A 21,610-nucleotide genomic window follows, 5' to 3' on the forward strand; every position below is an offset into this window, starting at 1 on the left:
GCGGGGCCGCCCGTTCAGTAGGGCGCCTCCACGTCGCCCATCCGCACGAATACCGACTTCAGCTGCGAGTAGTGCTCGATCGCGGCACGCGAGTTCTCGCGCCCGACCCCCGACGCCTTCGTGCCGCCGAAGGGCACTTCGACCGGCGCGTCGTTGTAGGAGTTGATGTAGCACGACCCGGCCCGCAGCCGTCCGATCACCCGGTGCGCGCGGGCGAGATCGCGGGTGAACACGCCCGCCGAGAGGCCGTATTCCGTCGCGTTGGCGCGGCGGATCGCCTCCTCCTCCCCGTCGAAATCGAGCACGCTCAGCACAGGCCCGAAGATCTCTTCCCGGGCGATGGTCATGTCGTCGGTGACGTCGGCGAAGACCGTGGGCTCGATCCAGAAGCCCGGGCGGTTGGGCCGGCCGCCGCCATGGACGAGCCGCGCGCCCTCCTCCTGCCCCTTGGCGATGTAGCCCTGCACGATCTCGCGCTGCCGCGCGCTCACCATCGGGCCGAAATTCGTGGCCTCGTCGAGCGGGTCGCCCATCGCGATCCCCTCCAGCCGCTCGGTGAGCCGGTCGAGGAAGCGCTCCTTGATGCCGCGCTCCACGAAGACCCGCGTGCCGTTCGAGCAGACCTGCCCCGTCGAGTAGAAATTGCCGAGGATCGCACCGCCCACCGCGTTCTCGAGATCGGCGTCCGAGAAGACCAGAAGCGGCGACTTGCCGCCGAGCTCCATGGTGACGTGGCGTATCCCCTCCGCCGCCGCCTGGTAGACCTTTCGCCCCGTGGGCACCGAGCCGGTGAGCGAGACCTTGGCCACGCGCGGATCGGTGACAAGCGCGTGCCCCACCTCGCCCGCCCCCTGCACAACGTTGAAGAGGCCCTCGGGAAGCCCGGCCTCGACGAGGATCTCGGCGACCTTCAGGGCGCAAAGCGGCGTCGTCTCGGAGGGCTTGAACACCATCGCGTTGCCGCAGGCGAGCGCCGGCGCGGCCTTCCAGCAGGCGATCTGCGTGGGGTAGTTCCAGGCCCCGATCCCGACGCAGAGCCCGAGCGGCTCGCGCACGGTGTAGGCCCAGTCCTGACCGAGCGGGATGTGCTCGCCCGTGAGCGCGCCGGCGAGCCCGCCGAAATACTCCAGCGCGTCGGCGCCGGAGGTGGCGTCGGCCACGAGCGTCTCCTGCAGAGGCTTGCCGGTGTCGAGCGTCTCGAGCTCCGAGAGCTCGCGGTTGCGCTCGCGCATGATGTCGGCGGCGCGGCGCAGCACGCGGCCCCGCTCCACGCCGGGGCGCGCCGCCCAGTCCTCCTGCGCGGCGTGGGCGGAGGCCAGCGCGGCCTCCACCACGTCCGGCGTCGCGGCGTGAACGCGGGCGATCTCCTCGCCGGTGGCGGGGTAGATCACCGGGATCGGGTCGCCCGCGGTGTCCTCCACCGGGCGCCCGGCGACGAAATGGCTGGCCTTGGGCCGGGGATCGACGGTCATCGGGTCACCTTTCCTTGTCCGGGACGCCGCGCCCGGCGGCGTCGAGATGGGGCGCGAGGCAGCCCAGCACGAGCTCGGCCGCGGCCTGGGCGTCGGGCGCGCCCTGCCCGAGCCCCTCGCGGAGATAGACGCCGTCCACCAGGGCCGCGGCCGTCTCGGCCAGCCGCGCCGCATCGTCGCCCGCGAGCGGGCGGAGGGCATGGCGCAGGTTCGAGCGGAGCCGCGCCTGGTAGATCGTCAGAAGCCGCCGCGCGTCGGCGTTGCGCTGCGCGAGGACGTAGAAGTTGAGCCAGGCCGAGATCACCTCGGGCCGGAAGTTCTCGCCCGCGAAGCTCGCGCGCACGATCGCCTCCAGCCGGGCGTGCGGGCCGTCGGCCATCGCCAGGGCGCCGCGCACACACGCGCCATAGAGCGCGAGGACATGGCGCATCGCCGCGAGGAAGATCTGTTCCTTGCCGCCGAAATAGTGATGCGCGAGCGCGCTCGACATGCCGGCGCGGCGCGCGATCTGCGCCACGGTCACGTCAAGCGTTCCGGCCTGCCCGATCTCGTCGATCGTGGCCTCCACAAGCGCGGCGCGGCGGATCGGCTCCATTCCCGTCTTCGGCATCCCATGTCCCGCGTTGACTCGAGGCCGGGCTCACCCGACTGTAGCATCCGAAGGCTAGATGGTTTTTTATTGATGCGTCAATCAAGAAAAACCGAACCGACAAGGGAGACCCGACATGACCTTCAGGACCACCCTCTCCACCCTCGCGCTCTCGGCCGCCGCGCTGCCGGCGCTCGCGGATTGCGACACGGTCACGTTCTCGGACGTGGGCTGGACCGACATCACCGCGACCACCGCCGCCACCACCGCGGTCCTCGACGCGCTGGGCTACGACACCGAGACCAAGGTGCTGTCCGTTCCGGTGACCTACGTCTCGCTTTCCAACGGGGACGTGGACGTTTTTCTGGGCAACTGGATGCCCACGATGGAAAACGATATCGCACCCTACCGCGAGGACGGCACCGTGGACACGGTGCGCGCCAACCTCGAGGGCGCGAAATACACGCTGGCCACCAACGCGCACGGCGCTGAACTCGGCATCACGAGTTTCGCCGATATCGCCGCCCATGCCGATGCGCTCGACGAGAGCATCTACGGCATCGAGCCGGGCAATGACGGCAACCGCCTGATCCTCGACATGATCGAAAGCGACGCCTTCGGCCTCTCGGGCTTCGACGTGGTCGAAAGCTCCGAGCAGGGCATGCTCGCGCAGGTGGCCCGCGCCACGCGGTCGGGCGATCCGATCGTGTTTCTCGGCTGGGAGCCGCACCCGATGAACGCGAATTTCGACCTCACCTACCTTACGGGCGGCGACGACTGGTTCGGCCCCGATCTCGGCGGCGCCACCGTCTACACCAATGTCAGGGCGGGTTTCGTGGAGGAGTGCCCCAACCTGGGCGCGTTCCTGCAAAATCTCGAATTCTCGCTCGCCATGGAGAACGAGATCATGGGCGCGATCCTGGACGATGGCGCCGACCCGCGCGAGGCCGCCGTGGCGTGGATGCAACGGAACCCCGAGACCGTCATGGGCTGGCTCGAGGGCGTCACCGCCCGTGACGGCTCGGACGCGGCCGCGGCGGTCTCGCAGGAGCTTGGCCTGAACTGAACGCGGCGCGGCGCGGCGCCGCGAGGCGCCGCGCCCCCGGCCCAAGGGGAGAGGTCGGCAGGGGCGGCGGTGCGTTCCGTATCGGGCCGCGCGCACACGCGCCCCGGCCGCCAGAACAGGCCCGACAGGACAGGGAAACACGGCATATGGAGTGGCTCACCGAGCGCAAGATCCCGGTCGGCGATGTCGCCGGGACCATGTTCGACTGGCTTCAAGTCAATGGCGCCTGGTTCTTCGACGGGCTCGCCGGCGCCATGGAGGCGCTCATCGACGCGATCCTCTGGGTCCTGGAGACGCCGCACCCCCTGATCGTCGTGGCCGCCTTCACGGCGCTGACCTTCGCGTTGCAGCGCACATGGAAGGCGCCGCTCTTCACCTTCCTCGGCTTCCTCTTCATCCTCAACCAGGGCTACTGGGAGGAAACGCTGGAAAGCATCACGCTCGTCGCCTCGGCCTGCGTGGTCTGCATGGGGGTGGGCGTTCCCGTCGGCATCGCGGCCGCGCATCGCCCGGGCTTCTACGCGTGGCTCCGGCCGGTGCTCGATTTGATGCAGACGCTGCCCCCCTTCGTCTACCTCATCCCGGCAATCGTCTTCTTCGGCATCGGGATGGTTCCCGGCCTCATCGCCACGGTGATCTTCGTGCTGCCCGCGCCGATCCGGCTGACCCATCTCGGTATCTCGTCCACACCCACGGCGCTTCTGGAGGCCGCGCGCGCCTTCGGCGCGACCGACGGGCAGACGCTCTGGAAGGTGGAACTGCCCTACGCGCTGCCGCAGATCATGACCGGGCTCAACCAGACCATCATGCTCTCGCTCTCCATGGTGGTTATCGCGGCGCTGGTGGGCGCGGACGGGCTCGGCGTGCCGGTGGTGCGCGCGCTCAACCAGGTCAACACCTCGCTCGGCTTCGAGTCGGGCTTCGTCATCGTGGTCGTGGCCATCATCCTCGACCGCATGCTCCGGGTGGAACGCAAATGACCGCCGCGGTCGAGTTCGACAATGTCTCCATCGTGTTCGGCGAGGCGCCCGGGCGCGCCCTGCCGCTGATGGACGAGGGCCGGACCCGCGCCGAGGTGCAGGCGGCCACGGGACAGGTGCTCGGCGTGCACGACTGCACGCTCGAGGTCGAAACCGGCGAGATCGTCGTGCTGATGGGGCTGTCGGGCTCGGGCAAGTCCACGCTGTTGCGGGCGGTCAACGGGCTCAACCCCGTGGCGCGCGGCCAGGTGCGGGTGAACGACGGCGAGCACATGGTGGACGTGACCCACGCCGACGCGGCGACGCTGCGCCGGATGCGCCAGCGCCACGTCGCGATGGTGTTCCAGCAGTTCGGCCTCCTGCCCTGGCGGACGGTGGCCGAGAACGTGGGGCTCGGGCTCGAGCTTGCGGGGGTTTCCAGGGCGGAACGGCGCGAGCGGGTCGCCGCGCAACTCGAGCTCGTCGGCCTTTCGGACTGGGCCGACCGCAAGGTGGGCGAGCTTTCGGGCGGCATGCAGCAGCGCGTGGGCCTCGCCCGCGCCTTCGCGACGGATGCGCCGATCCTGCTGATGGACGAACCCTTCTCCGCGCTCGACCCGCTCATCCGCACGCGGCTTCAGGACGAGCTTCTGGAGTTGCAGGAGCGCCTGCGCCGCACCATCGTCTTCGTCTCCCACGATCTCGACGAGGCGTTCAAGATCGGCAATCGCATCGCCATCATGGAGGGCGGGCGGATCGTCCAGTGCGGCACGCCGCAGCAGATCTTCACCGATCCCGCCACCGACTACGTGGCCGAGTTCGTGGCCCACATGAACCCGCTCGGCGTTCTGACCGCCCGCGACGTGATGGAACCGGCGACCGGCCACATGCCGGAGATCACCGTCTCCCCGGGCGCCACAATCCACGAGGTCATGGAGGCCGCGCAAGGCCACGAGACGCCGGTCGGGGTCATGGAGGATGGCCGTCTCGTCGGGCGGATCACCCGGAACGGCATCCTCTCCCGCCTGATCGACCCGCGCGGCGCCTGAGCCGCGCCGCGCTCAGAGCTTGGTGGCCGGCGCCGGCGGCGTGATGGAGCGGCGTTTCAGCACCGCCTCGCGCCAGGAGATGAAGACCACCGAGCCCACGATCACGAGCCCGCCCAGGATCACGAAGGGATCGACCGGTTCGCCGAAGACGACCGCGCCCAGCGTCACCGCCCAGACGAGCTGAAGGAAGGTGACCGGCTGGGTCACGGTGATCGGGGCCGCGCGGAAGGCCAGCGTCATGGTGAAGTGCCCCGCCGTGGCGAAGAAGGCCACGCCCAGAAGCACCGCGAGGTCATGCATGCTGGGCGGCACCCAGACGGCGAGCGCCACCGGGGCGAGCCCCGCCGTCACCCAGAAGGACAGCATCGCCACCACCACCGCCGGGCTCGCCGCGTCCGACAGCGCCTTGGCAAGAAGGTAGGACCCGCCGAAGATCACCGCCGTGCCCAGCATGGCGAGGTGGCCCGGATCGAGGTCGCGAAAGCCCGGCCGCAGGATCAGCAGCGCGCCCATCAGCGCGACGACCACCGCCGCCACCCGCCGGACCGCCAGCCTTTCGCCAAGGAAAATCGCCGCGCCCAGCGTGACGTAGACCGGCGAGAGGTAGTTCATCGCCGTGACCTCGGCGATGGGAATGCGCGTCATCGCGTAGAACCACAGGATCACGCCCAGCGCATGGAGAAGCCCCCGCGCGGCGAAAAGCCCGTGCTCGCGCCGCGTCGGCCGCGCGCGCAGGAGCGGGCGCAGCATCGGCAGCACGAAAACGAGGCCCAGCAGATAGCGCAGGAAGGCCGACTGCGCCGCGGGGATGCCGTCGCCCAGGTATTTCACGAGCGCGATGACCGCCACGAAGCAGAGGCCTGTCAGAAGCATCCAGAGGACACCCGCGACGGGGCGCGGTTCAGGAAGGGGTGCGGGCGTTGCCATGCCGCGCAAGGGACCGCAAAGCGCGGGCGGGGGCAAGGCCCCGCTGCCCGCGCCCCGAGGCCGATCAGGAGGCGAGTTGCTCCATCACCTCGTCGGAGGCATCGAAGTTGGTGGTGACGCGTTGCACGTCGTCGTCGTCCTCGAGGGCGTCGACGAGCTTCATCAGCTTCTGCATCCCCTCGAGGTCGAGTTCCGTGGTGGTGGCGGGTTTCCAGACAAGGCGCGTGGTCTCCGACTCGCCAAGGTTCTCCTCGAGCGCCGAGGCGACGTCGTTGAGGTCGGTGTCCACGCACCAGATCACGTGCCCGTCACCCGAGCTTTCCACGTCCTCGGCGCCCGCCTCGATCGCGGCTTCCAGCACCGCTTCGGCGTCGCCCACGGAGGCCGGGTAGACGATCTCGCCCTTGCGCTCGAACATGAACCCGACCGAGCCCGTCTCGCCCAGGTTGCCGCCGTGCTTGCCGAAGGTCGCCCGCACGTTCGAGGCGGTGCGGTTGCGGTTGTCGGTCATCGCCTCGACGATCACCGCCACGCCGCCCGGGCCGTAGCCCTCGTAGCGGATCTCCTCGTAGGCGTCGCCCTCGCCGCCCGCGGCCTTCTTGATCGCGCGCTCGATGTTGTCCTTGGGCATGGAACTCGCCTTCGCGTCCTTGATCGCGAGGCGCAGCCGCGGGTTCTTGTCGGGATCGGGGTCGCCCATCTTGGCGGCGACGGTGATCTCCTTGGAGAGCTTGGAGAAGAGCTTGGAGCGTGCCGCATCCTGGCGCCCCTTGCGGTGCTGGATGTTGGCCCATTTGGAATGGCCGGCCATGAAGGGACCTCTGATCTGTGTCTCGTCTGACGACTGCCCGCGTCTATAGGCAATGCGCCGGGCCGGAGCAATCCCGCCGCTCGGCGCACGCGAAAGCGGCGCGGCACCTTCCGCCCCGGCGTGGCGGTGGCTATGGTCGCGGCCATGACGTTCGAGCAGACCATCCTCTTCGCGCTCTTCGGCGCGGTGTTCGCACTGCTGGTCTGGGGGCGCTGGCGCTACGACATCGTGGCCTTCTCGGCGCTGCTGGCGGGCGTCGCGCTGGGTGTCGTTCCCGAGGACGCGGCGTTCGCGGGCTTCGGCCACCCGGCGGTGGTGATCGTCGCGCTGGTCCTCATCGTCTCGGCGGGGCTCGTCCGGTCGGGCGCGGTGCATCTTCTGACCCGGACCGTGACCGACAGCGCACGCGGCGTTCAGGGGCATATCGCCGTGATGGGCGGGATCGGCGCCGCGCTCTCGGGTTTCATCAACAACGTGGCGGCGCTGGCGCTCCTGATGCCGGTGGACGTGACGACCGCGCGCAAGGCGGGCCGGCCGCCCGGCCGGACCCTGATGCCGCTGTCCTTCGCCACGATCCTCGGCGGCATGGTCACGCTGATCGGAACCCCGCCCAACATCATCATCGCGGGCATCCGCGAAGAGAGCCTCGGCGCGCCTTTCGGCATGTTCGACTTCGCGCCCGTGGGCGTGGCGACCGCGGTGGCGGGCCTGGCCTTCGTGGCCCTGGTGGGCTGGCGCCTGATCCCTTCTCGCGGCGACGTCGCCGAGCATGTCGAGAAGGTCACCGAATACGTCGCCGAACTGACCGTGCCCGACGACAGCGAGGTGATCGGCAAGCGCGTACGGGAACTCTACGTCACGGCGGAGGAGACCGATGTCGCGATCATCGGCCTGATCCGGGACGACAAGCGGCGCTACGGCACCTCGGCCAACACGAAACTGCAAGCGGGCGACGCGCTGGTGCTGGAGGCCACGCCCGCCGCGCTCGAGGAGTTCCGCAGCGCGCTCTCGCTCGGCTTCGCGGACAAGGGGCACGAAGACAAGCTCAAGGCGGAGGGATCGGGCCTGACCCTGATCGAGGTCGTGGTGCCCGAAGGCGCACGGATCGCGGGAAAGACCGTGCACTCCGTCGGGCTTCTCTGGCGCCAGCACACGGTTCTCATGGGCATCTCGCGGCAGGGCCGGCGCATCACCGAACAGATGCGGCGCACCAAGGTGCGGCCGGGCGACATCCTGCTTCTGCTCGCGCCGAAGGAAAGCGCGACGACCGTCGTGGAGTGGCTTGGAGTGCTGCCCCTGGCCGACCGCGGCCTCACGGTGACGCAGAACACCAAGACCTGGGCGGCCATCGGGCTCTTCGCCGCGGCGGTGGCGGCGGCGAGCGTGGGGCTCGTCTACCTGCCCATCGGCCTCGGCATCGTCGTGGTCGGATACGTTCTGCTCGGCATCCTCCCCGTGCGCGAGCTTTACGACCACGTGGAATGGCCGGTGCTGGTGCTTCTGGGCAGCATGATCGCCCTTGGCGGCGCGCTCGACGCAGCGGGCGGCACGCGGCTCATCGCGGAAAACCTCACGAACCTCACCGCGGGCTGGCCGGTCTGGGCCGTTCTGGCCGCGCTCATGGTGGTGACGATGACGCTCTCGGACGTGCTGAACAACACCGCGACGGCGGTCGTGGCCGCGCCCGTGGCGATCGAGATGGCCCGCGCGCTCGGCGTGTCGCCCGATGCGTTCCTGATGGCGGTGGCGGTGGGCGCGTCCTGCGCCTTCCTCACCCCCATCGGGCACAAGAACAACACGCTGATCCTGGGCCCGGGCGGCTATCGCTTCGGCGACTACTGGCAGATGGGCCTGCCGCTCGAGGTGATCGTGGTGGCCGTCGCGGTGCCGGTCATCCTGCTGGTCTGGGTCTGAGCGGGATTGCCGGGGCGTGCCCCGCACCCTAGGCTCCCGGCCGAACGGACATCGCCCACACCACATGGCCCGGCGCGGGGCACGGGCGAGGCCGCGCTGCCGGCGGCCCTACCCGTCGCCGCGCGGCCGCGTGGGCGTTTCTGCCCGAAGACACATCGAAACGAAGGACGTCGTCCCATGGCCCAGATCTTGCTCACTCCCGCGACGCGCCCTCACGGGCCCGACGGCGCCGCATGACCTCGAGCGACTACGCCAAGGGGCTGGCGATCACGCTTGCGGGCGTGATCGTCATATCGCCCGACACCCTCCTCATCCGGCTGATCGACGCCGGGGCCTGGACGCAGACCTTCTGGCGCGGCACGCTGTCGGGCGCGCTGATCCTCGGCGTCTACCTCGCCCTGACCGGCGCGCGCGGACTGCGCAGCCTCCTGCGCGCCGGCCCCACCGGGCTGGGGATCGCGGTGGCCTACGGCATCGGCAACATCGCCTTCGTCTATTCCGCGACGAACACGCTCGTCGCCAACACGCTCTTCATCCTGTCCACCTCGCCCGTCTTCGCGGCCCTCATCGCCCGCTTCGTGCTGGGCGAGACGGTGGGCCGACGCACCTGGATCACCATCGCCGCGACACTGGCCGGCATCGCCGTGATCGCGGCGGGCAGCGCGAAGGGCGGCGGCGCGACCGGGTCGCTTGCCGGCGACGCGGCGGCGCTCGTCGCGGCGGTCTGCCTCGCGGTCGTCTTCTCTCTTGCGCGCGCCACGCGGAGTTCGGGCAGCGCGGTGCCGTTCACCGGGCTCGGTGCGCTCGCCGCGGGGCTTTTCGCGGGGCTCGTGGCGCCCGGCGTGGCCGTCCCCGCGCCCGACCGGATCTGGATGGCGGCCATGGGCCTTTTCGTGGTGCCGGTGGCTTTCGCCTGCCTCGCCACGGGCCCGCGCTACCTGCCCGCGGCGGATGTGAGCCTGATCATGCTGCTCGAGGCCATTCTCGGGCCGCTGCTCGTCTGGGCGGTGGTCGACGAGGCGCCCGGGCCCTGGACACTCGCGGGCGGGGCGATGGTTCTCGGCGCGCTCGCCATCAGCAACTGGATCGGGCTGCGCCGGTCGCGCCGGCTCAGAGCGGCCAGATCAGCGGGATGAGCGCCGAGGCGAGCATCCCCATGGTCAGGTTGAGCGGGATGCCCACCTTCAGGAAATCGGTGAAGCGATAGCCGCCTGGGCCGTAGACCATGGTGTTGGTCTGGTAGCCGATGGGCGTTGCGAAGCTGGCCGAGGCCGCGACCATCACCGCCACGACGAGCGGGCGCGGGTCCACGCCCATCGCCTCGGCCAGGCCGATGGCGATCGGGGTCACCACCACCGCAACCGCGTTATTGGAGACGAGCTCGGTCAGCACCGATGTCAGCAGGTAGACCGCCCAGACCACCAGCGGCGCGGGCAGGCCGTGAAGCCAGGGCGCCGCGGTCTCCACGATCAGCACGACGGCGCCGGACGACTCCAGGGCCGCGCCGACCGCCAGCATCGAGAAGATCAGCGCCAGAAGCCGCCCGTCCACGAAGGAGAACGCCTCGTCCGCGTCGATGCAGCGCGTCAGCAGCACGAGCGCGACCGCCACGATCGCCAGCATCAGGATCGGCGCAAGACCGAACGCGGCAAGCGCCACGATACCGATCAGCGCCGCCACCGCGAGCGGCGCATGTCCGCGCCGGAAGGCGCGCGCCGAGGGGTGCGAGACATCGACGAGCCCCATGTCCTGCGCCAGCCGGTTGATGTCCTCGGGCGCCCCTTCCAGAAGAAGCGTGTCGCCCACCCGCACCACCAGGTCGTCGATCTTGCGGCCGATGTTCTGGTTCCTGCGGTGCACGGCGAGCGGGTAGACCCCGTAGCGCCGGCGCAGGCGCAGGTCGCCCAGCCGACGGCCGACCATGCGGGCGCCCGGGGTGATCAGCACCTCCACCGTCGTCGTCTCCTTGGCCGAGATCTGGTCGACGCGCCTGAGCGACTTGTTGTTCTGAAGGCTCAGAAGCTCGGTCATCTGGGTGCGCAGCACCACCCGGTCGCCGACCTGAAGCGTGACGCCGTCGAGATCGCGGCGCAGCGACTCGTCGCCCCGGATCACGTCGACGAGCCGCACGCCCTCGCGCTTGAAGAGCTGCACGCCGAGCACCTCGCGGCCGATCAGGTTCGATTCGGGCGGGATCACCGCCTCGGTGAAGAACTTCATCCGCGATCTGTCCGACAGCAGGTCGGCCAGGCTGCCGCGCTCGGGCAGCAGGCGCACTCCGAAGAGGCGAAGATAGATCATTCCCCACGTCACCAGCGCAAGGCCCAGCGGCGTGACCTCGAAGATGGTGAAGGGCGCAAGCCCCTGCGAGCGCGCGACCCCGTCCACCAGAAGGTTCGTCGAGGTGCCGATCAGCGTGAGCGTGCCGCCGAGGATGGCCGCGTAGGAGAGCGGGATCAGCAGCTTCGAGACCGGCAGCCCCATCGACCGGGCGAGTTGGACGAAGACCGGGATCATCACGACGACCACGGGCGTGTTCGACACCACCGCCGAGGCGGCGATCACGAAGGCCAGCAGCAGCGCGAGCGCGAGGCGCGGGCGGGTGGTGGCCTGCGCGGCGGCGAGCGACGTGAAGGCGTCGAGCGCGCCGGTACGCACGAGGGCCCCCATGACGATGAACATCGCCGCGATGGTCCAGGGCGCGGGGTTCGAAAGAACGGCGAGCCCCGCGTCGTAGGGCAGGATGCCCGTGACGAGCAGGAAAGCCGCGCCGCCCAGCGCCACCACTTCGGTCGGGTAGACCTCGCGCACGAACAGCACGAACATCACGCCCACCGTGGCAAGCGCCACCGCCGCTTCGGCGGACGGGCTGAGGTGCAGTAATTCGATCAATGACGGTCCCCGGCCGGCCTCAGGCGCGGCGGCCAGTCTGCTCCACCGGCAGCACCGGGGCAAGAGCCGCGCCGCGGGGGCGCGGCTGCACCAGAAAGAGGCCCACCATCATCAGCGCAAGCGCGCCCCAGACCCATCCCGAATAGCTTTCGCCGAGAATGAGCTTGGCCCAGACGATGCCCCAGAGCGTGACGAGATAGCTGACCTGCGCCGCGAAGACGGCCCCGGCGCGGCCCACCATCCAGACATAGCCCGCGTAGACCCCGGCATGCACGACCGCGATCCCCGCCACGGCCAGGTCCCGCAGCTCCCAGGGCGGGCGCGGATCGATCCACTGACCCGATCCGACGGCGAGCGGCAAGGCCAGCGCGCAGCCGATCACCGACGCGCCGAACAGCGTCTGGATGGCGTCCAGCCCCTCGGTGCCCCACCGGGCGACGTAATTGCCCTCGAGCGCGTAGAAAAACGGCGCGACCAGCGCCACCGGCACCCAGAGGATCATCGCCGGATCGGGCAGGCTCGTCTCGGGCGCGACGAGAAGGACGACGCCGAGAAGCCCGGCGGAAAGCCCGGCGAGGCGCAGCCAGGACACGCGGTCGATCCCGAGCACGAGGGCGACGGGAAAGGCGAACATCGGCACCAGCGAGATCAGGATCGAGATCACCCCAGCCGGCAGGTGCCCCGCGGCCTGGTAGCTCGCCGAGTTGGGCAGGATCGTCCCGATCAGCGCGACGAGCGCGTAAAGCTTCAGGTGGCGCGGCCCGAGCGGCAGCCGCCGCCCCCGCGCGAGGCAGAGCGCGCCAAGCGCCACGGCGCCGATCGCGAGCTGCCAGAAGATCATCCCGAAATGCCGGTAGCCGCCCGTCACCGCGATCTTGGCCAGCGGCTGCGTCAGCCCCCACCCTGCCCCGAGAACGACCAGCGCGAAGACGAGGCCCACCCGCTCGGACATGGTCACGGGTGCGCCTCCGCGAGCCGCCCGCCGAGGCGCACCGCCGCGACGCGGGTGGCCGCGCCGGTCCGGTCGTCGGTCTCGACATAGGTGCCGCAGAGCGTGGCCTCCCCCTCGGCCGGCACGAACCGGCCCTTGCCCATGCCGGTGACGAAACGGCGCAGGGGCTCGGCGCGGTCCATGCCGATCACCGAGTTGTAGTCGCCGCACATGCCCGCGTCGGACTGGAAGGCGGTTCCGCCGGGCAGGATCTGGGCGTCGGCCGTGGGGACATGCGTGTGGCTTCCGACCACGAGGCTCGCGCGACCGTCGCAGAAATGGCCCATGCCCATCTTTTCCGACGTGGCCTCGCAATGGATATCCACGATCGCCGCCTGCACCATGCCGCCGCGCGGATGGGCGCGCAGCGTCGCGTCCACGGCCGAGAACGGGTCGTCGAAGGCGCGGTTCATGAACACCCGCCCGAGCGCCTGCGCGACGAGCACCTTCCGCCCGCCCCGCGCGGCGAAGACGCCCTGCCCGCGCCCCGGCGCGGTCTTGGCGTAGTTCAGCGGGCGGATGATGCGCGGCTCCGTCTCGATGAACCGAAGCATGTCCTTCTGGTCGAAGGCATGGTCGCCCAGCGTGACCACGTCCGCCCCGGCATCGAGGAAGAGCTTCGCATGCGCGCCCGTGAGGCCCATGCCGTGGCTCGCGTTCTCGCCGTTCACCACGACGAAATCCAGCCGCCAGTCCTCTCGCAGCTTCGGCAGCCGCGCGGTCACCGCCTCCCGGCCGGCGCGGCCGACGACGTCTCCCAGGTAAAGCATCTTCATGCGTGTTGGGCCTAGGGCGGCATGGGCCGCTCGGCAAGGGCGAAACGCGGGTTTCAGACCTCGATGAGGCCCGCCTCGGTCACCACGAGGTCGAGCGGCTGGTCGGTCTCCTCCAGCGGCAGCGCCTCTGCCTCCTGCGCTGCGAAGGCGAAGCCCACCGCCAGCGTCGGCCGCGCCGCGCGCAGGCGCGCGAGCGTCCGGTCGTAGAAACCGCCCCCGTAGCCCAGCCGCCCGCCCTTCCGGTCGAAGGCCACCAGCGGCACGATCACGATGCGGGGCTCGATCAGTTCCTCGTCCTGCGGCACCTCGGCGCCGAAGGGGCCCGGCACGAGCACGCAGCCCGGTCGCCAGCGCGAGAACACCAGCGGCCTCCCGGGGCCGCGGATCACCGGGACGCCGACCGGGCCATGGGCCGCGGCCTCGGCCATGGCGGGGCGCGGGTCTATCTCGGTCCGGATGGGCAGGTAGCCCGAGACGGCAACGCCCCGGTGACCGGCGAGAAAGGCCGAGAGATGCGCCGCCGCGTCCGGGCCCTGCGCCTCGAAGGCCGCCTTGCGGCGCGCGAAGGCCGCCGCGCGCGCGGCCCTCTTCTCTTCCTCGAGCGCGCTCACAGCAGCACCACGGTCGCCAGGCCGAGGAAGGCGAAGAAGCCGACGACATCGGTCACCGTGGTCACGAATGGCCCCGACGCGAGCGCCGGGTCGATGCCGAGCCGGTCCAGCAGGATCGGGATCGCGATCCCCGCAAGCGCGGCCGAGAGTTGCGTGAGCAGCATCGCCAGCGCGATCACGGCCGCGAGCATCGGCACCCCGAACCAGGCCGCCGCCACCCCCGCCATGAGCAGCCCGAAGAGCGCGCCGTTGAGCGCGCCCACCGACAGCTCGCGCCAGGCCACGCGCAAGGCGTTCTGCGAGGTCAGGTCGCGGGTGGCGATGGAGCGCACCGCCACCGTCATGGTCTGCGTGCCCGCATTGCCGCCCATCGAGGCCACGATGGGCATCAAGACGGCGAGCGCGACCATCTGCTCGATGGTATCGGCGAAAAGGTCGATCACCACGGAGGCGAAGATCGCCGTCAGAAGGTTCACGAAAAGCCAGGTGGCGCGGCCGCGCGCCGCCTCGAGCACCGTGTCGGCGAGGCTCGCCTCCTCGGTCACGCCCGCGAGGCGGAGGATGTCCTCCTCGTGCTCCTCGTCGAGGACCGCCATCGCGTCGTCGATGGTGATCACGCCGACGAGCCGTTCGTTCTCGTCCACCACCGGGGCCGAGATGAGGTGATACTGGTTGAAGGCGTAGGCCACGTCGCCCTCGTCCTGGGTGGCCGGGATCACGCGGAACGAGTCTTCCACGAGATCGCGCAGCGGCACGTTCCGGCGCGAGGACATGATCTTGCCCAGAGTGACGTTTCCGACGGGATGCAGCTTCGGATCCACGAGGATGACGTGGTAGAACTGCTCCGGCAGGTCTTCGCGCTCGCGCATGTGGTCGATCGACTGCCCCACCGTCCAGTGCTCGGGCGCCATCACGACCTCGCGCTGCATGAGACGCCCGGCCGACTGCTCGGGATAGGTGAGCGACTGCTGCACCGCCGCGCGCTCGGAGGCGGACAGCGCGCCCAGAAGCGCCTGCTGCTGGTCGGCCTCCATATCCTCCAGCAGGTCCACGACGTCGTCGCTGTCGAGGTCGCGCACGGCGTCGGCCAGCACCTCGGGACGCAGCAGCGCGATCACGTCCTCGCGGATGCTCTCCTCGAGTTCGCTGAGGATCTCGCCGTCGATCGCCGACCCGGCGAGCGCCACGAGGCGCCGGCGGTCGAACGGGTTGATCTGTTCGATCAGGTCCGCGATGTCGGCGGCGTGCAGCGGCTCCAGCAGGTCGGCGAGTTCGCCCGCGTCGTCGCGGTCGACGGCCTCGAGAACCGCTGCCACCTTGCGCCGGTCGAGAGCGTATGCGTCTTCGTCCTCGAGGTCCGCTTCGGGCTCGATCTGGTCCGTGTCGTCGTTCATGCCGCGCCCCTCCTGCCGATGGGCGGATATCTATGCGAAGCCGGTCGCAAGCGACAGGGGCCGCGCACCGATCAGGGCACCCGCGCGAGGATATGCAGCGCGGCGGCGTGCACGTCGGCGTTGGCGGCGGCGAGCACGCGGCCGCCGCCATGCGCGGGGCCCCCGCGCCAGTCCGTGACGCATCCCCCGGCCGCCTCGATCACCGCGATGGGCGCGGCGATGTCGTAGGGTGCGAGCCCGGCCTCGATCACGAGGTCGACATGCCCCGCGGCCAGAAGCGCGTAGGCGTAGCAATCGAGGCCATAACGCACCAGCCGCACCTGCGCCGCCACGTCCGCAAAGCCCGCGCGCTCGTCCGCGCTGCCGATCTCGGGGAAGGTCGTCAGGAGGATCGCCTCATCCAGGCTGCGGGTGGCGCGCGTGGCGAGGGTCCGGGCGCCTGCGGGGCCGGTCATGCGCGCCGCGCCGAACCCGCCCGCGAAACGCTCCCCGGTGTAGGGCTGGTCGATCACGCCGTAGACCGGCCCGCCCGCGTCGCAGAGCGCGATCAGCACCCCCCATGTCGGCGCGCCCACGATGAAGGCGCGCGTGCCGTCGATGGGATCGAGCATCCAGGTCAGGCCGCTCTCGCCCGCAACCTCGCCGAACTCCTCGCCGAGGATGGCGTCGCGGGGCCGGGCGCGGGCCAGATGCGCGCGCATCGCCGTCTCGGCGGCGCGGTCGGCCTCGGTGACCGGATCGTAGCCCCGGGCCGCCTTGTTGTCGGCGCCAAGCGCGGGATTTCGGAAATGGGGCAGCACGGCACGCCGGGCCGTCTCCGCGAGCGCGTCGGCGGTCGCGACGATCGCGGCCTGCTCGTCCATCGGGAGGGGGGGGAGGCTGAGCCGGTCCGACGTCACCGCGGCTCAGACCACGTCGCCGAGAACGCGCGCCAGCTCGAAGAGGCGCCGGCGCTGGTTCGCGGGGATGGCGTAGTAGGATCGCACGAGATCCAGCGCCTCCTTGTCGTCGAGCAGGCTGGCGGGCACGCCGCGCGACCGCGAGGCCGTTCCCCCGGACGTGTCGGCGCCGCCGTCGATCCCCTCGAAGAAAACGCTGACCGGCACGTCGAGCGCATCGGCGATGTCCCAGAGCCGGGACGCGCTGACGCGGTTCGCGCCGGTTTCGTATTTCTGGATCTGCTGGAACTTTATGCCGACGGCCTGCGCCAGTTGCTGCTGCGTCATGCCGATCAGCAAACGCCGCTGGCGGATCCGTCGGCCAACATGAACGTCAACGGGATGAACCATGAAAACCTCCGACAGGAAGGACCACTCGTCACAGTCTCGTCTGACCACCTCGCGGACCCGGCGCCTCGCTCGCACACGCGGGTCGTTCGAGGTGGATCACGGCCGGGACCGCGGATAGCGACGCGATATAGCAAATCCCGATTCCCGGAGGAGTCGTTTTTTTCTTGACGTTGGGTAAACCACAAGACGGCTTGCGAAGCGGCGGCAGGATCGAAAGGACGGGACACATGAGCGCAGACGACACCGAAATGCGCGCCTTCCGCGTCGAGGCGCAGGGCGCGACGCCCCGGCTCGTCCGGATCGCCCGGCCCCGGCCGGGTCCGGGCGAAGTGCTGGTGCGCATCTCGGCCTGCGGACTGAATTTCGCCGATCTGCTGATGCTGCGCGGCACCTACCAGGACATGCCCGACGCCCCCTTCACACCGGGGATGGAGGTCGCGGGCCGCGTCGAGGCGCTCGGGCCCGGAACGCCCGGGCCCGCCCCCGGCACCCGCGTGGCCGTCTTCGGCGGCCATGGCGGGCTTGCCGAGTTGGGTTGCTTTCCGGCCGAGCGGGCGGTTCCCCTGCCCGGCTCGATGGACGACGTGACCGCGGCGGGCTTTCTCGTGGCCTACGGCACCAGCCACCTCGCGCTCGCGCGGCGCGCGCGGCTCGAACCGGGCGAAAGGCTGCTGGTGCTGGGCGCGGCCGGCGGCGTGGGGCTTACGGCGGTGGAGATCGGGGCGCTGATGGGCGCCGAGGTCGTCGCCTGCGCCCGCGGCGCCGACCGGCTGGAGATCGCGCGCCGCGCCGGCGCGGCGCATCTGGTGGACAGCGAGGCGGGCGAGCTGCGCGAGCGCGTGCAAGCCCTGGGCGGCGCGGATGTCGTCTACGACCCGGTGGGCGGGCCGCTTTTCGCGGCGGCGCTGCGCGCCGCGCGGCCCGAGGCGCGGATCCTCTCGATCGGCTTCGCGAGCGGCGAGGTGCCAGAGATCCGCGCCAACCATCTGCTGGTCAAGAACCTGTCGGTGATGGGCTTCTACTGGGGCGGCTACTTCCGCTTCCGTCCCGAGGCGGTCACCGCGAGCCTCGCGGAACTCCTGCGCTGGCATGGCGAGGGACGGCTCGCCCCGCATGTCGGCCATGTCCTGCCGCTCTGCGAGGCGGGCGAGGCGCTGGAGCTTCTGCGCACGCGTCGCGCCACGGGCAAGGTCGTGGTGCGCATCGGCGACGCGCCGGGCTAGAGCCCGCCATACCCCTGCCGCAGGAGCGCGCAAAGCGCGTCGGCCACCTCGGGGGTCGCGGTCGGGTTCCGGTAAAGGTTGATCTTCTGCACGCCGAGATCGGGCAGCGTGCCCGGGGGCAGGCATTCCAGGTGCCCGGGCTCGGTGCCCTCGAGCATGGTCGTCACCGCGAGATCGGCACTCACCGTGGCCTCGATCGTGCGGTCGGAATCCGACTCCACCGCCATCTCCCAGGGGATGCCGGCCGCGTCGAGCCGCGCGATGTCGCCACGACGGAACGTGCAGTGGCGGCAATAGCCCAGCCGCAGCGGCCTCGACCGCGCCGCGCTGCCGCCCGGCGCGCCGACCCAGCGCAACGGAACCTCGCGCAGCGTCTCGGCGCCCGCGTCGGCCCGCGCCTCGGTCGTCAGGATCAAATCGCACGCGCCGCGCGCGAGCATGTCCTTCAGCATATCGGTGTAAAGCGACAGAAGCTGCACCTTCACGCGCGGGAAATCGGTGGCGAACCGGCGCAGCACCTGCGGGATCACCGGGTTCACGATGTCGAGCGGCACGCCGAGCACGATCTCGCCCTCGAACGCCTTGTGGGTCAGGCGGCTGAACGCCTCGTCGTTGGTTTCCACCATGCGCCGCGCGTAGCCCAGAAGCTGCTCGCCCGCACCGGTCAGCGCGACCCCCCGGCCCGACCGTTCGAGGACGGCAAGGCCCAGAACCTCCTCGAGGCGCTTGAGCTGCATGGAGACGGCCGATTGCGTCAGGTTCAAAAGTCCCGCCGCCCGTGTCACGCCGCCGGTTTCGGCCACCGCGACGAAGGAGCGCAGAACGCCGATGTCCAGGTTCCGCATCAATCACCCCTGTTGATCTGATTATTCAAAAACATTCGTTTCCAATATTCTTTGGGCGCCCCTACATCAACCCTTGAAATCACACCGATCCCTTTGATCACGAAACAAGGATGACACTCATGCACTCCGAAACCACGCTGGGGCGTGCGCGTCCCGCCCCGCGCATCCGCCTGGCCCGGCTTGGCGACATGTTCGCACTCGCCCGTCAGCGCCGCGCGCTGGCCAAGCTCGACGCGAGCCGGCTGAGGGACATCGGCCTCACCCGCGACGAGGCGCTGGCGGAGGCCTGCCGCCCGATCTGGGACGTGCCGACGTATTGGCGGCGCTGAAACGGGGCACGGCGTCGCATATCGCGCGATCCGGCACCGGAAAACCTTGAAAACTGCCCCTGTCCTACCGATATGATACCCGAGGACCGCTGCCCGCGTGCATGCGGTTGCGTCTCAGCAGGGATCTTGGACGGAGGCTTGACGGAAAATGGCTGAATACAACACGATGCGGACTGCGACCGGTGTCCGCAGCGCGGAAATCGACGCGGGGCTGCGCGCCCACATGAACAAGGTCTACGGCACCATGTCCGTGGGCATGCTCATCACCGCGCTGGCCGCCTGGGCGATTTCGGGTCTCGCGACGACGACCGAGCCGACGGGCGTCATGCTCCGCGAGGGCGAGTACCTGACCGGTCTCGGGCAGGCGATCTACATGTCGCCGCTGCGCTGGGTCATCATGCTCGCGCCGCTGGCATTCATCTTCTTCGGCTGGGGCTCGCTCCTGCGCCGCGCGCCCGCGGCGGCGGTACAACTGGCCTTCTTCGGCTTTGCCGCACTGATCGGGCTGTCGCTCAGCTCGATCTTCCTGGTGTTCACGTCCTACTCGATCACGCAGACCTTCCTCGTGACCGCGATCGCCTTCGCGGGCCTTTCGCTCTGGGGCTACACCACGAAGCGGGACCTGTCGGGCTGGGGATCGTTCCTGGTGATGGGCGTGATCGGCCTGATCGTGGCCATGGTCATCAACATCTTCCTGCAGTCGCCCGCGATGATGTTCGCGATCTCGGCACTCGGCGTGCTGATCTTCGCCGGCCTGACGGCGTTCCACACGCAGGAGATCAAGAGCACCTACGTCGCGCACGCCGCGCATGGCGATCAGGACTGGCTGGACAAGGCGGCCTATGACGGGGCGCTCGCGCTCTACATCAGCTTCCTGAACATGTTCCAGTTCCTGCTCATGTTCATGGGCCAGCAGGAATAAGCCCGATCGTTTAACGGAAACGCGCGAGGGGCCGGTCATCAGACTGGCCCCTTTTTCGTGCCGCGAGCGCGGCGGGACCGCCGTCACACCGCCATGTGGAAGATCCGCCCGACGCCCGCCGTGACCGCCATCGCCAGCCCACCCCAGAGCAGCACGCGGATCACCGCCCGCCCCACCGGCGCACCGCCCGCCAGGGCGCCCGCGGCGCCGAGAAGCGCCAGCGCGACAAGCGTCACCGCGGCCACCATGCCCAGCGCGGCACCGCCCTGAGGCGCGAGGACCGCGGCCCCGAGCGGTAGGCCGGCCCCGATCGCGAAGGCCGCCGCCGACGCCACGGCCGCACGCAATGGTTCGGGCGGCGCCGAATAGCTCAGGCCCAGTTCCTCGCGCGCATGGGCGTCGAGCGCGTCGTGATCGGTCATCTGCCGCGCGACCTCCACCGCGAGATCCTCCGCCACGCCGCGCGCCTCGAGCCCGCCGGCAAGCTCTTCCAGCTCGTAGTCGGGATCCTGCGCCAGCGCGCGGCGTTCACGCTCGAGATCGGCGGCCTCCGAGTCCGACTGCGCGGCGACCGACACGTATTCGCCCGCCGCCATCGAGAACGCCCCCGCCGTAAGCCCCGCGAGGCCCGTCAACAGAACCGCGGGACGGTCCATGCCGGCCGCGAGCACGCCCACGAGAAGGCTCGCGGTCGAGACGATGCCGTCATTCGCGCCCAGCACCGCCGCGCGCAACCAGCCGGTCCGGGTGACGTAGTGACCTTCCTTCGGCATCGTTGTCTTTACTGCAACTCAATCGCGACGGGGCGGATACGAAAAGGGCCACGCGCGCGGCGTGGCCCCTGGTCTCTTCGGTGGTCGGCTCAGATCACTTGATCTTGCCTTCCTTGTATTCGACATGCTTGCGCGCCACCGGATCGAATTTCCGGATGGTGAACTTCTCGGTCATGGTGCGGGCGTTCTTCTTCGTGACGTAGAAATGCCCGGTCCCCGCCGTGGAGTTCAGGCGGATCTTGATGGTCGTCGGCTTCGCCATGGTCCTACTCCTGCAACGGAGGGCGAGCCCCCGTGGAATTCCTGAAGTCCGCCTTTTACCGGCGCAGCCTGTCGTGTCAACCGGAATCCCGGCGCCTGACGACAGCCGGGACATCGGGCCGGAAAACTTGCGCGGAGGGCCTGTAAGCCGGATTTTGTCCAGGGGCGCGAGCGCCCCCTGGATGGCCATTCATCTGGACGCGCGGTTGCCCGCGCGCCTCGAGCTGCCAACCCGGACCTCTGGGCCGAAGCGCGCCCTGCGGGGGATCGCCCCGCGCGAGGTCCCTATTCGGCATTGCTCCCGGTGGGGCTTGCCATGCGGCCGCCGTTGCCGGAGGCCCGGTGGGCTCTTACCCCACCGTTTCACCCTCACCCGCGTCGGACGCGGGCAGTCTGTTCTCTGTGGCGCTATCCGTCGGGTTGCCCCGCCCGGGCGTTACCCGGCACCGTCGCTTCCTGGAGTCCGGACTTTCCTCGACCCCGAGGGGCCGCGGCCATCCGGCCCTCCGCGCCACGT

General features: G+C 70.1%; 22 protein-coding genes and 1 other RNA gene. 8 read left to right on the plus strand and 15 right to left on the minus strand.

Features of this window, described 5'->3' with window-relative positions:
* Window positions 1-14: 14 nt before the first annotated feature.
* Together betB and betI are read right to left on the minus strand one after the other, a co-directional pair.
* Entirely contained in the window at window positions 15-1,472 is a 1,458-nt protein-coding gene (betB, locus tag AB6A66_RS01675; RefSeq protein WP_371054520.1) for a betaine-aldehyde dehydrogenase, read from the minus strand.
* A gap of 4 nt (window positions 1,473-1,476) precedes the next feature.
* Complete coding sequence (betI, locus tag AB6A66_RS01680; protein ID WP_371054521.1) at window positions 1,477-2,082, minus strand: transcriptional regulator BetI; 606 nt, start codon at window positions 2,080-2,082, stop codon at window positions 1,477-1,479.
* Between the two features lie 115 nt (window positions 2,083-2,197).
* Here betI and choX point away from each other — a divergent pair, with 115 nt between their 5' ends.
* From choX to choV, 3 genes are all read left to right on the plus strand, one after another.
* Window positions 2,198-3,127, plus strand: coding sequence for a choline ABC transporter substrate-binding protein (gene choX / locus AB6A66_RS01685; RefSeq protein WP_371054522.1), 930 nt, complete (start codon window positions 2,198-2,200; stop codon window positions 3,125-3,127).
* Between the two features lie 146 nt (window positions 3,128-3,273).
* On the plus strand, window positions 3,274-4,107 hold the full coding sequence (choW, locus tag AB6A66_RS01690; protein ID WP_371037879.1) for a choline ABC transporter permease subunit: 834 nt from the start codon (window positions 3,274-3,276) through the stop codon (window positions 4,105-4,107).
* Complete coding sequence (gene choV, locus AB6A66_RS01695; RefSeq protein ID WP_371037880.1) at window positions 4,104-5,135, plus strand: choline ABC transporter ATP-binding protein; 1,032 nt, start codon at window positions 4,104-4,106, stop codon at window positions 5,133-5,135. The genes choW and choV overlap by 4 nt, the downstream gene beginning before the upstream one ends.
* 12 nt (window positions 5,136-5,147) lie before the next feature.
* On the opposite strand, the gene AB6A66_RS01700 is transcribed toward choV, so the two are convergent.
* Together AB6A66_RS01700 and AB6A66_RS01705 are read right to left on the minus strand one after the other, a co-directional pair.
* Window positions 5,148-6,062 carry a DMT family transporter gene (locus AB6A66_RS01700; RefSeq protein ID WP_371054523.1) on the minus strand — a complete coding sequence of 305 codons (915 nt, stop codon included), beginning with the start codon at window positions 6,060-6,062 and terminating at the stop codon, window positions 5,148-5,150.
* Between the two features lie 64 nt (window positions 6,063-6,126).
* Window positions 6,127-6,873: a YebC/PmpR family DNA-binding transcriptional regulator gene (locus tag AB6A66_RS01705; RefSeq protein WP_371037882.1), complete on the minus strand. Its 747-nt coding sequence runs from the start codon at window positions 6,871-6,873 to the stop codon at window positions 6,127-6,129.
* A 144-nt stretch (window positions 6,874-7,017) separates the two neighbouring features.
* Here AB6A66_RS01705 and AB6A66_RS01710 point away from each other — a divergent pair, with 144 nt between their 5' ends.
* Entirely contained in the window at window positions 7,018-8,787 is a 1,770-nt protein-coding gene (locus AB6A66_RS01710) for an SLC13 family permease (RefSeq protein WP_371054524.1), read from the plus strand.
* 233 nt (window positions 8,788-9,020) lie between these two features.
* A complete protein-coding gene (locus tag AB6A66_RS01715) occupies window positions 9,021-9,923 on the plus strand; it encodes a DMT family transporter (RefSeq protein WP_371037884.1) in 903 nt (300 codons plus the stop codon).
* Here AB6A66_RS01715 and AB6A66_RS01720 read toward each other — a convergent pair.
* From AB6A66_RS01720 to AB6A66_RS01750, 7 genes are all read right to left on the minus strand, one after another.
* Window positions 9,898-11,613, minus strand: coding sequence for an SLC13 family permease (locus AB6A66_RS01720; RefSeq protein WP_371054659.1), 1,716 nt, complete (start codon window positions 11,611-11,613; stop codon window positions 9,898-9,900). The two genes, AB6A66_RS01715 and AB6A66_RS01720, sit on opposite strands and share 26 nt — an antisense overlap.
* An 85-nt stretch (window positions 11,614-11,698) precedes the next feature.
* Window positions 11,699-12,631 carry a DMT family transporter gene (locus AB6A66_RS01725; RefSeq protein WP_371054660.1) on the minus strand — a complete coding sequence of 311 codons (933 nt, stop codon included), beginning with the start codon at window positions 12,629-12,631 and terminating at the stop codon, window positions 11,699-11,701.
* Between the two features lie 2 nt (window positions 12,632-12,633).
* Window positions 12,634-13,446: a YmdB family metallophosphoesterase gene (locus tag AB6A66_RS01730; RefSeq protein WP_371054525.1), complete on the minus strand. Its 813-nt coding sequence runs from the start codon at window positions 13,444-13,446 to the stop codon at window positions 12,634-12,636.
* A 53-nt stretch (window positions 13,447-13,499) separates the two neighbouring features.
* Window positions 13,500-14,057, minus strand: a complete 558-nt coding sequence (locus AB6A66_RS01735) for a 5-formyltetrahydrofolate cyclo-ligase (protein ID WP_371037886.1) — start codon at window positions 14,055-14,057, stop codon at window positions 13,500-13,502.
* On the minus strand, window positions 14,054-15,451 hold the full coding sequence (gene mgtE / locus AB6A66_RS01740; RefSeq protein WP_371037887.1) for a magnesium transporter: 1,398 nt from the start codon (window positions 15,449-15,451) through the stop codon (window positions 14,054-14,056). The genes AB6A66_RS01735 and mgtE overlap by 4 nt, the downstream gene beginning before the upstream one ends.
* 71 nt (window positions 15,452-15,522) lie before the next feature.
* Window positions 15,523-16,314, minus strand: coding sequence for a histidinol-phosphatase (gene hisN, locus AB6A66_RS01745; RefSeq protein WP_371054526.1), 792 nt, complete (start codon window positions 16,312-16,314; stop codon window positions 15,523-15,525).
* Window positions 16,315-16,356: 42 nt separating this feature from the next.
* Window positions 16,357-16,740 (minus strand): helix-turn-helix domain-containing protein, encoded by a 384-nt coding sequence (locus AB6A66_RS01750; protein WP_371054527.1) that lies wholly within the window; start codon window positions 16,738-16,740, stop codon window positions 16,357-16,359.
* A 248-nt stretch (window positions 16,741-16,988) separates the two neighbouring features.
* On the opposite strand from AB6A66_RS01750, the gene AB6A66_RS01755 reads away from it, so the two are divergent.
* Entirely contained in the window at window positions 16,989-17,963 is a 975-nt protein-coding gene (locus AB6A66_RS01755) for an NADPH:quinone oxidoreductase family protein (protein WP_371054661.1), read from the plus strand.
* Here the strand turns inward: AB6A66_RS01755 and AB6A66_RS01760 are convergent.
* The gene (locus AB6A66_RS01760) at window positions 17,960-18,811 is read right to left on the minus strand and encodes a LysR family transcriptional regulator (RefSeq protein WP_371037890.1); all 852 of its coding nucleotides are present in this window, start codon (window positions 18,809-18,811) and stop codon (window positions 17,960-17,962) included. The two genes, AB6A66_RS01755 and AB6A66_RS01760, sit on opposite strands and share 4 nt — an antisense overlap.
* Window positions 18,812-18,927: 116 nt before the next feature.
* Here AB6A66_RS01760 and AB6A66_RS01765 point away from each other — a divergent pair, with 116 nt between their 5' ends.
* Together AB6A66_RS01765 and AB6A66_RS01770 are read left to right on the plus strand one after the other, a co-directional pair.
* Window positions 18,928-19,137, plus strand: a complete 210-nt coding sequence (locus tag AB6A66_RS01765; RefSeq protein ID WP_371054528.1) for a DUF1127 domain-containing protein — start codon at window positions 18,928-18,930, stop codon at window positions 19,135-19,137.
* A gap of 148 nt (window positions 19,138-19,285) precedes the next feature.
* Complete coding sequence (locus AB6A66_RS01770) at window positions 19,286-20,059, plus strand: Bax inhibitor-1 family protein (protein WP_371054529.1); 774 nt, start codon at window positions 19,286-19,288, stop codon at window positions 20,057-20,059.
* Window positions 20,060-20,142: 83 nt separating this feature from the next.
* Here the strand turns inward: AB6A66_RS01770 and AB6A66_RS01775 are convergent, their stop codons facing one another.
* The 3 genes from AB6A66_RS01775 to rnpB all read right to left on the minus strand — a co-directional run bounded on the left by AB6A66_RS01775 (window position 20,143) and on the right by rnpB (window position 21,603).
* On the minus strand, window positions 20,143-20,832 hold the full coding sequence (locus tag AB6A66_RS01775; protein ID WP_371054530.1) for a VIT family protein: 690 nt from the start codon (window positions 20,830-20,832) through the stop codon (window positions 20,143-20,145).
* 94 nt (window positions 20,833-20,926) lie between these two features.
* A complete protein-coding gene (gene rpmG / locus AB6A66_RS01780) occupies window positions 20,927-21,094 on the minus strand; it encodes a 50S ribosomal protein L33 (RefSeq protein WP_371037894.1) in 168 nt (55 codons plus the stop codon).
* A gap of 127 nt (window positions 21,095-21,221) precedes the next feature.
* An RNA gene (gene rnpB / locus AB6A66_RS01785) (RNase P RNA component class A) lies at window positions 21,222-21,603 on the minus strand.
* Window positions 21,604-21,610 lie beyond the last annotated feature (7 nt).

The organism is Rhodosalinus sp. K401, assembly GCF_041365735.1.
Lineage (GTDB): Bacteria > Pseudomonadota > Alphaproteobacteria > Rhodobacterales > Rhodobacteraceae > Rhodosalinus.

Bases quoted from the DNA above. Each gene is read 5' to 3' on its own strand.
- betB (WP_371054520.1), bottom strand. From the start codon at position 1,472: ATGACCGTCGATCCCCGGCCCAAGGCCAGCCATTTCGTCGCCGGGCGC.
- betI (WP_371054521.1), bottom strand. From the start codon at position 2,082: ATGCCGAAGACGGGAATGGAGCCGATCCGCCGCGCCGCGCTTGTGGAG.
- choX (WP_371054522.1), top strand. From the start codon at position 2,198: ATGACCTTCAGGACCACCCTCTCCACCCTCGCGCTCTCGGCCGCCGCG.
- choW (WP_371037879.1), top strand. From the start codon at position 3,274: ATGGAGTGGCTCACCGAGCGCAAGATCCCGGTCGGCGATGTCGCCGGG.
- choV (WP_371037880.1), top strand. From the start codon at position 4,104: ATGACCGCCGCGGTCGAGTTCGACAATGTCTCCATCGTGTTCGGCGAG.
- AB6A66_RS01700 (WP_371054523.1), bottom strand. From the start codon at position 6,062: ATGGCAACGCCCGCACCCCTTCCTGAACCGCGCCCCGTCGCGGGTGTC.
- AB6A66_RS01705 (WP_371037882.1), bottom strand. From the start codon at position 6,873: ATGGCCGGCCATTCCAAATGGGCCAACATCCAGCACCGCAAGGGGCGC.
- AB6A66_RS01710 (WP_371054524.1), top strand. From the start codon at position 7,018: ATGACGTTCGAGCAGACCATCCTCTTCGCGCTCTTCGGCGCGGTGTTC.
- AB6A66_RS01715 (WP_371037884.1), top strand. From the start codon at position 9,021: ATGACCTCGAGCGACTACGCCAAGGGGCTGGCGATCACGCTTGCGGGC.
- AB6A66_RS01720 (WP_371054659.1), bottom strand. From the start codon at position 11,613: ATGTTCGTGCTGTTCGTGCGCGAGGTCTACCCGACCGAAGTGGTGGCG.
- AB6A66_RS01725 (WP_371054660.1), bottom strand. From the start codon at position 12,631: ATGTCCGAGCGGGTGGGCCTCGTCTTCGCGCTGGTCGTTCTCGGGGCA.
- AB6A66_RS01730 (WP_371054525.1), bottom strand. From the start codon at position 13,446: ATGAAGATGCTTTACCTGGGAGACGTCGTCGGCCGCGCCGGCCGGGAG.
- mgtE (WP_371037887.1), bottom strand. From the start codon at position 15,451: ATGAACGACGACACGGACCAGATCGAGCCCGAAGCGGACCTCGAGGAC.
- hisN (WP_371054526.1), bottom strand. From the start codon at position 16,314: ATGGACGAGCAGGCCGCGATCGTCGCGACCGCCGACGCGCTCGCGGAG.
- AB6A66_RS01750 (WP_371054527.1), bottom strand. From the start codon at position 16,740: ATGGTTCATCCCGTTGACGTTCATGTTGGCCGACGGATCCGCCAGCGG.
- AB6A66_RS01755 (WP_371054661.1), top strand. From the start codon at position 16,989: ATGCGCGCCTTCCGCGTCGAGGCGCAGGGCGCGACGCCCCGGCTCGTC.
- AB6A66_RS01765 (WP_371054528.1), top strand. From the start codon at position 18,928: ATGCACTCCGAAACCACGCTGGGGCGTGCGCGTCCCGCCCCGCGCATC.
- AB6A66_RS01770 (WP_371054529.1), top strand. From the start codon at position 19,286: ATGGCTGAATACAACACGATGCGGACTGCGACCGGTGTCCGCAGCGCG.
- AB6A66_RS01775 (WP_371054530.1), bottom strand. From the start codon at position 20,832: ATGCCGAAGGAAGGTCACTACGTCACCCGGACCGGCTGGTTGCGCGCG.
- rpmG (WP_371037894.1), bottom strand. From the start codon at position 21,094: ATGGCGAAGCCGACGACCATCAAGATCCGCCTGAACTCCACGGCGGGG.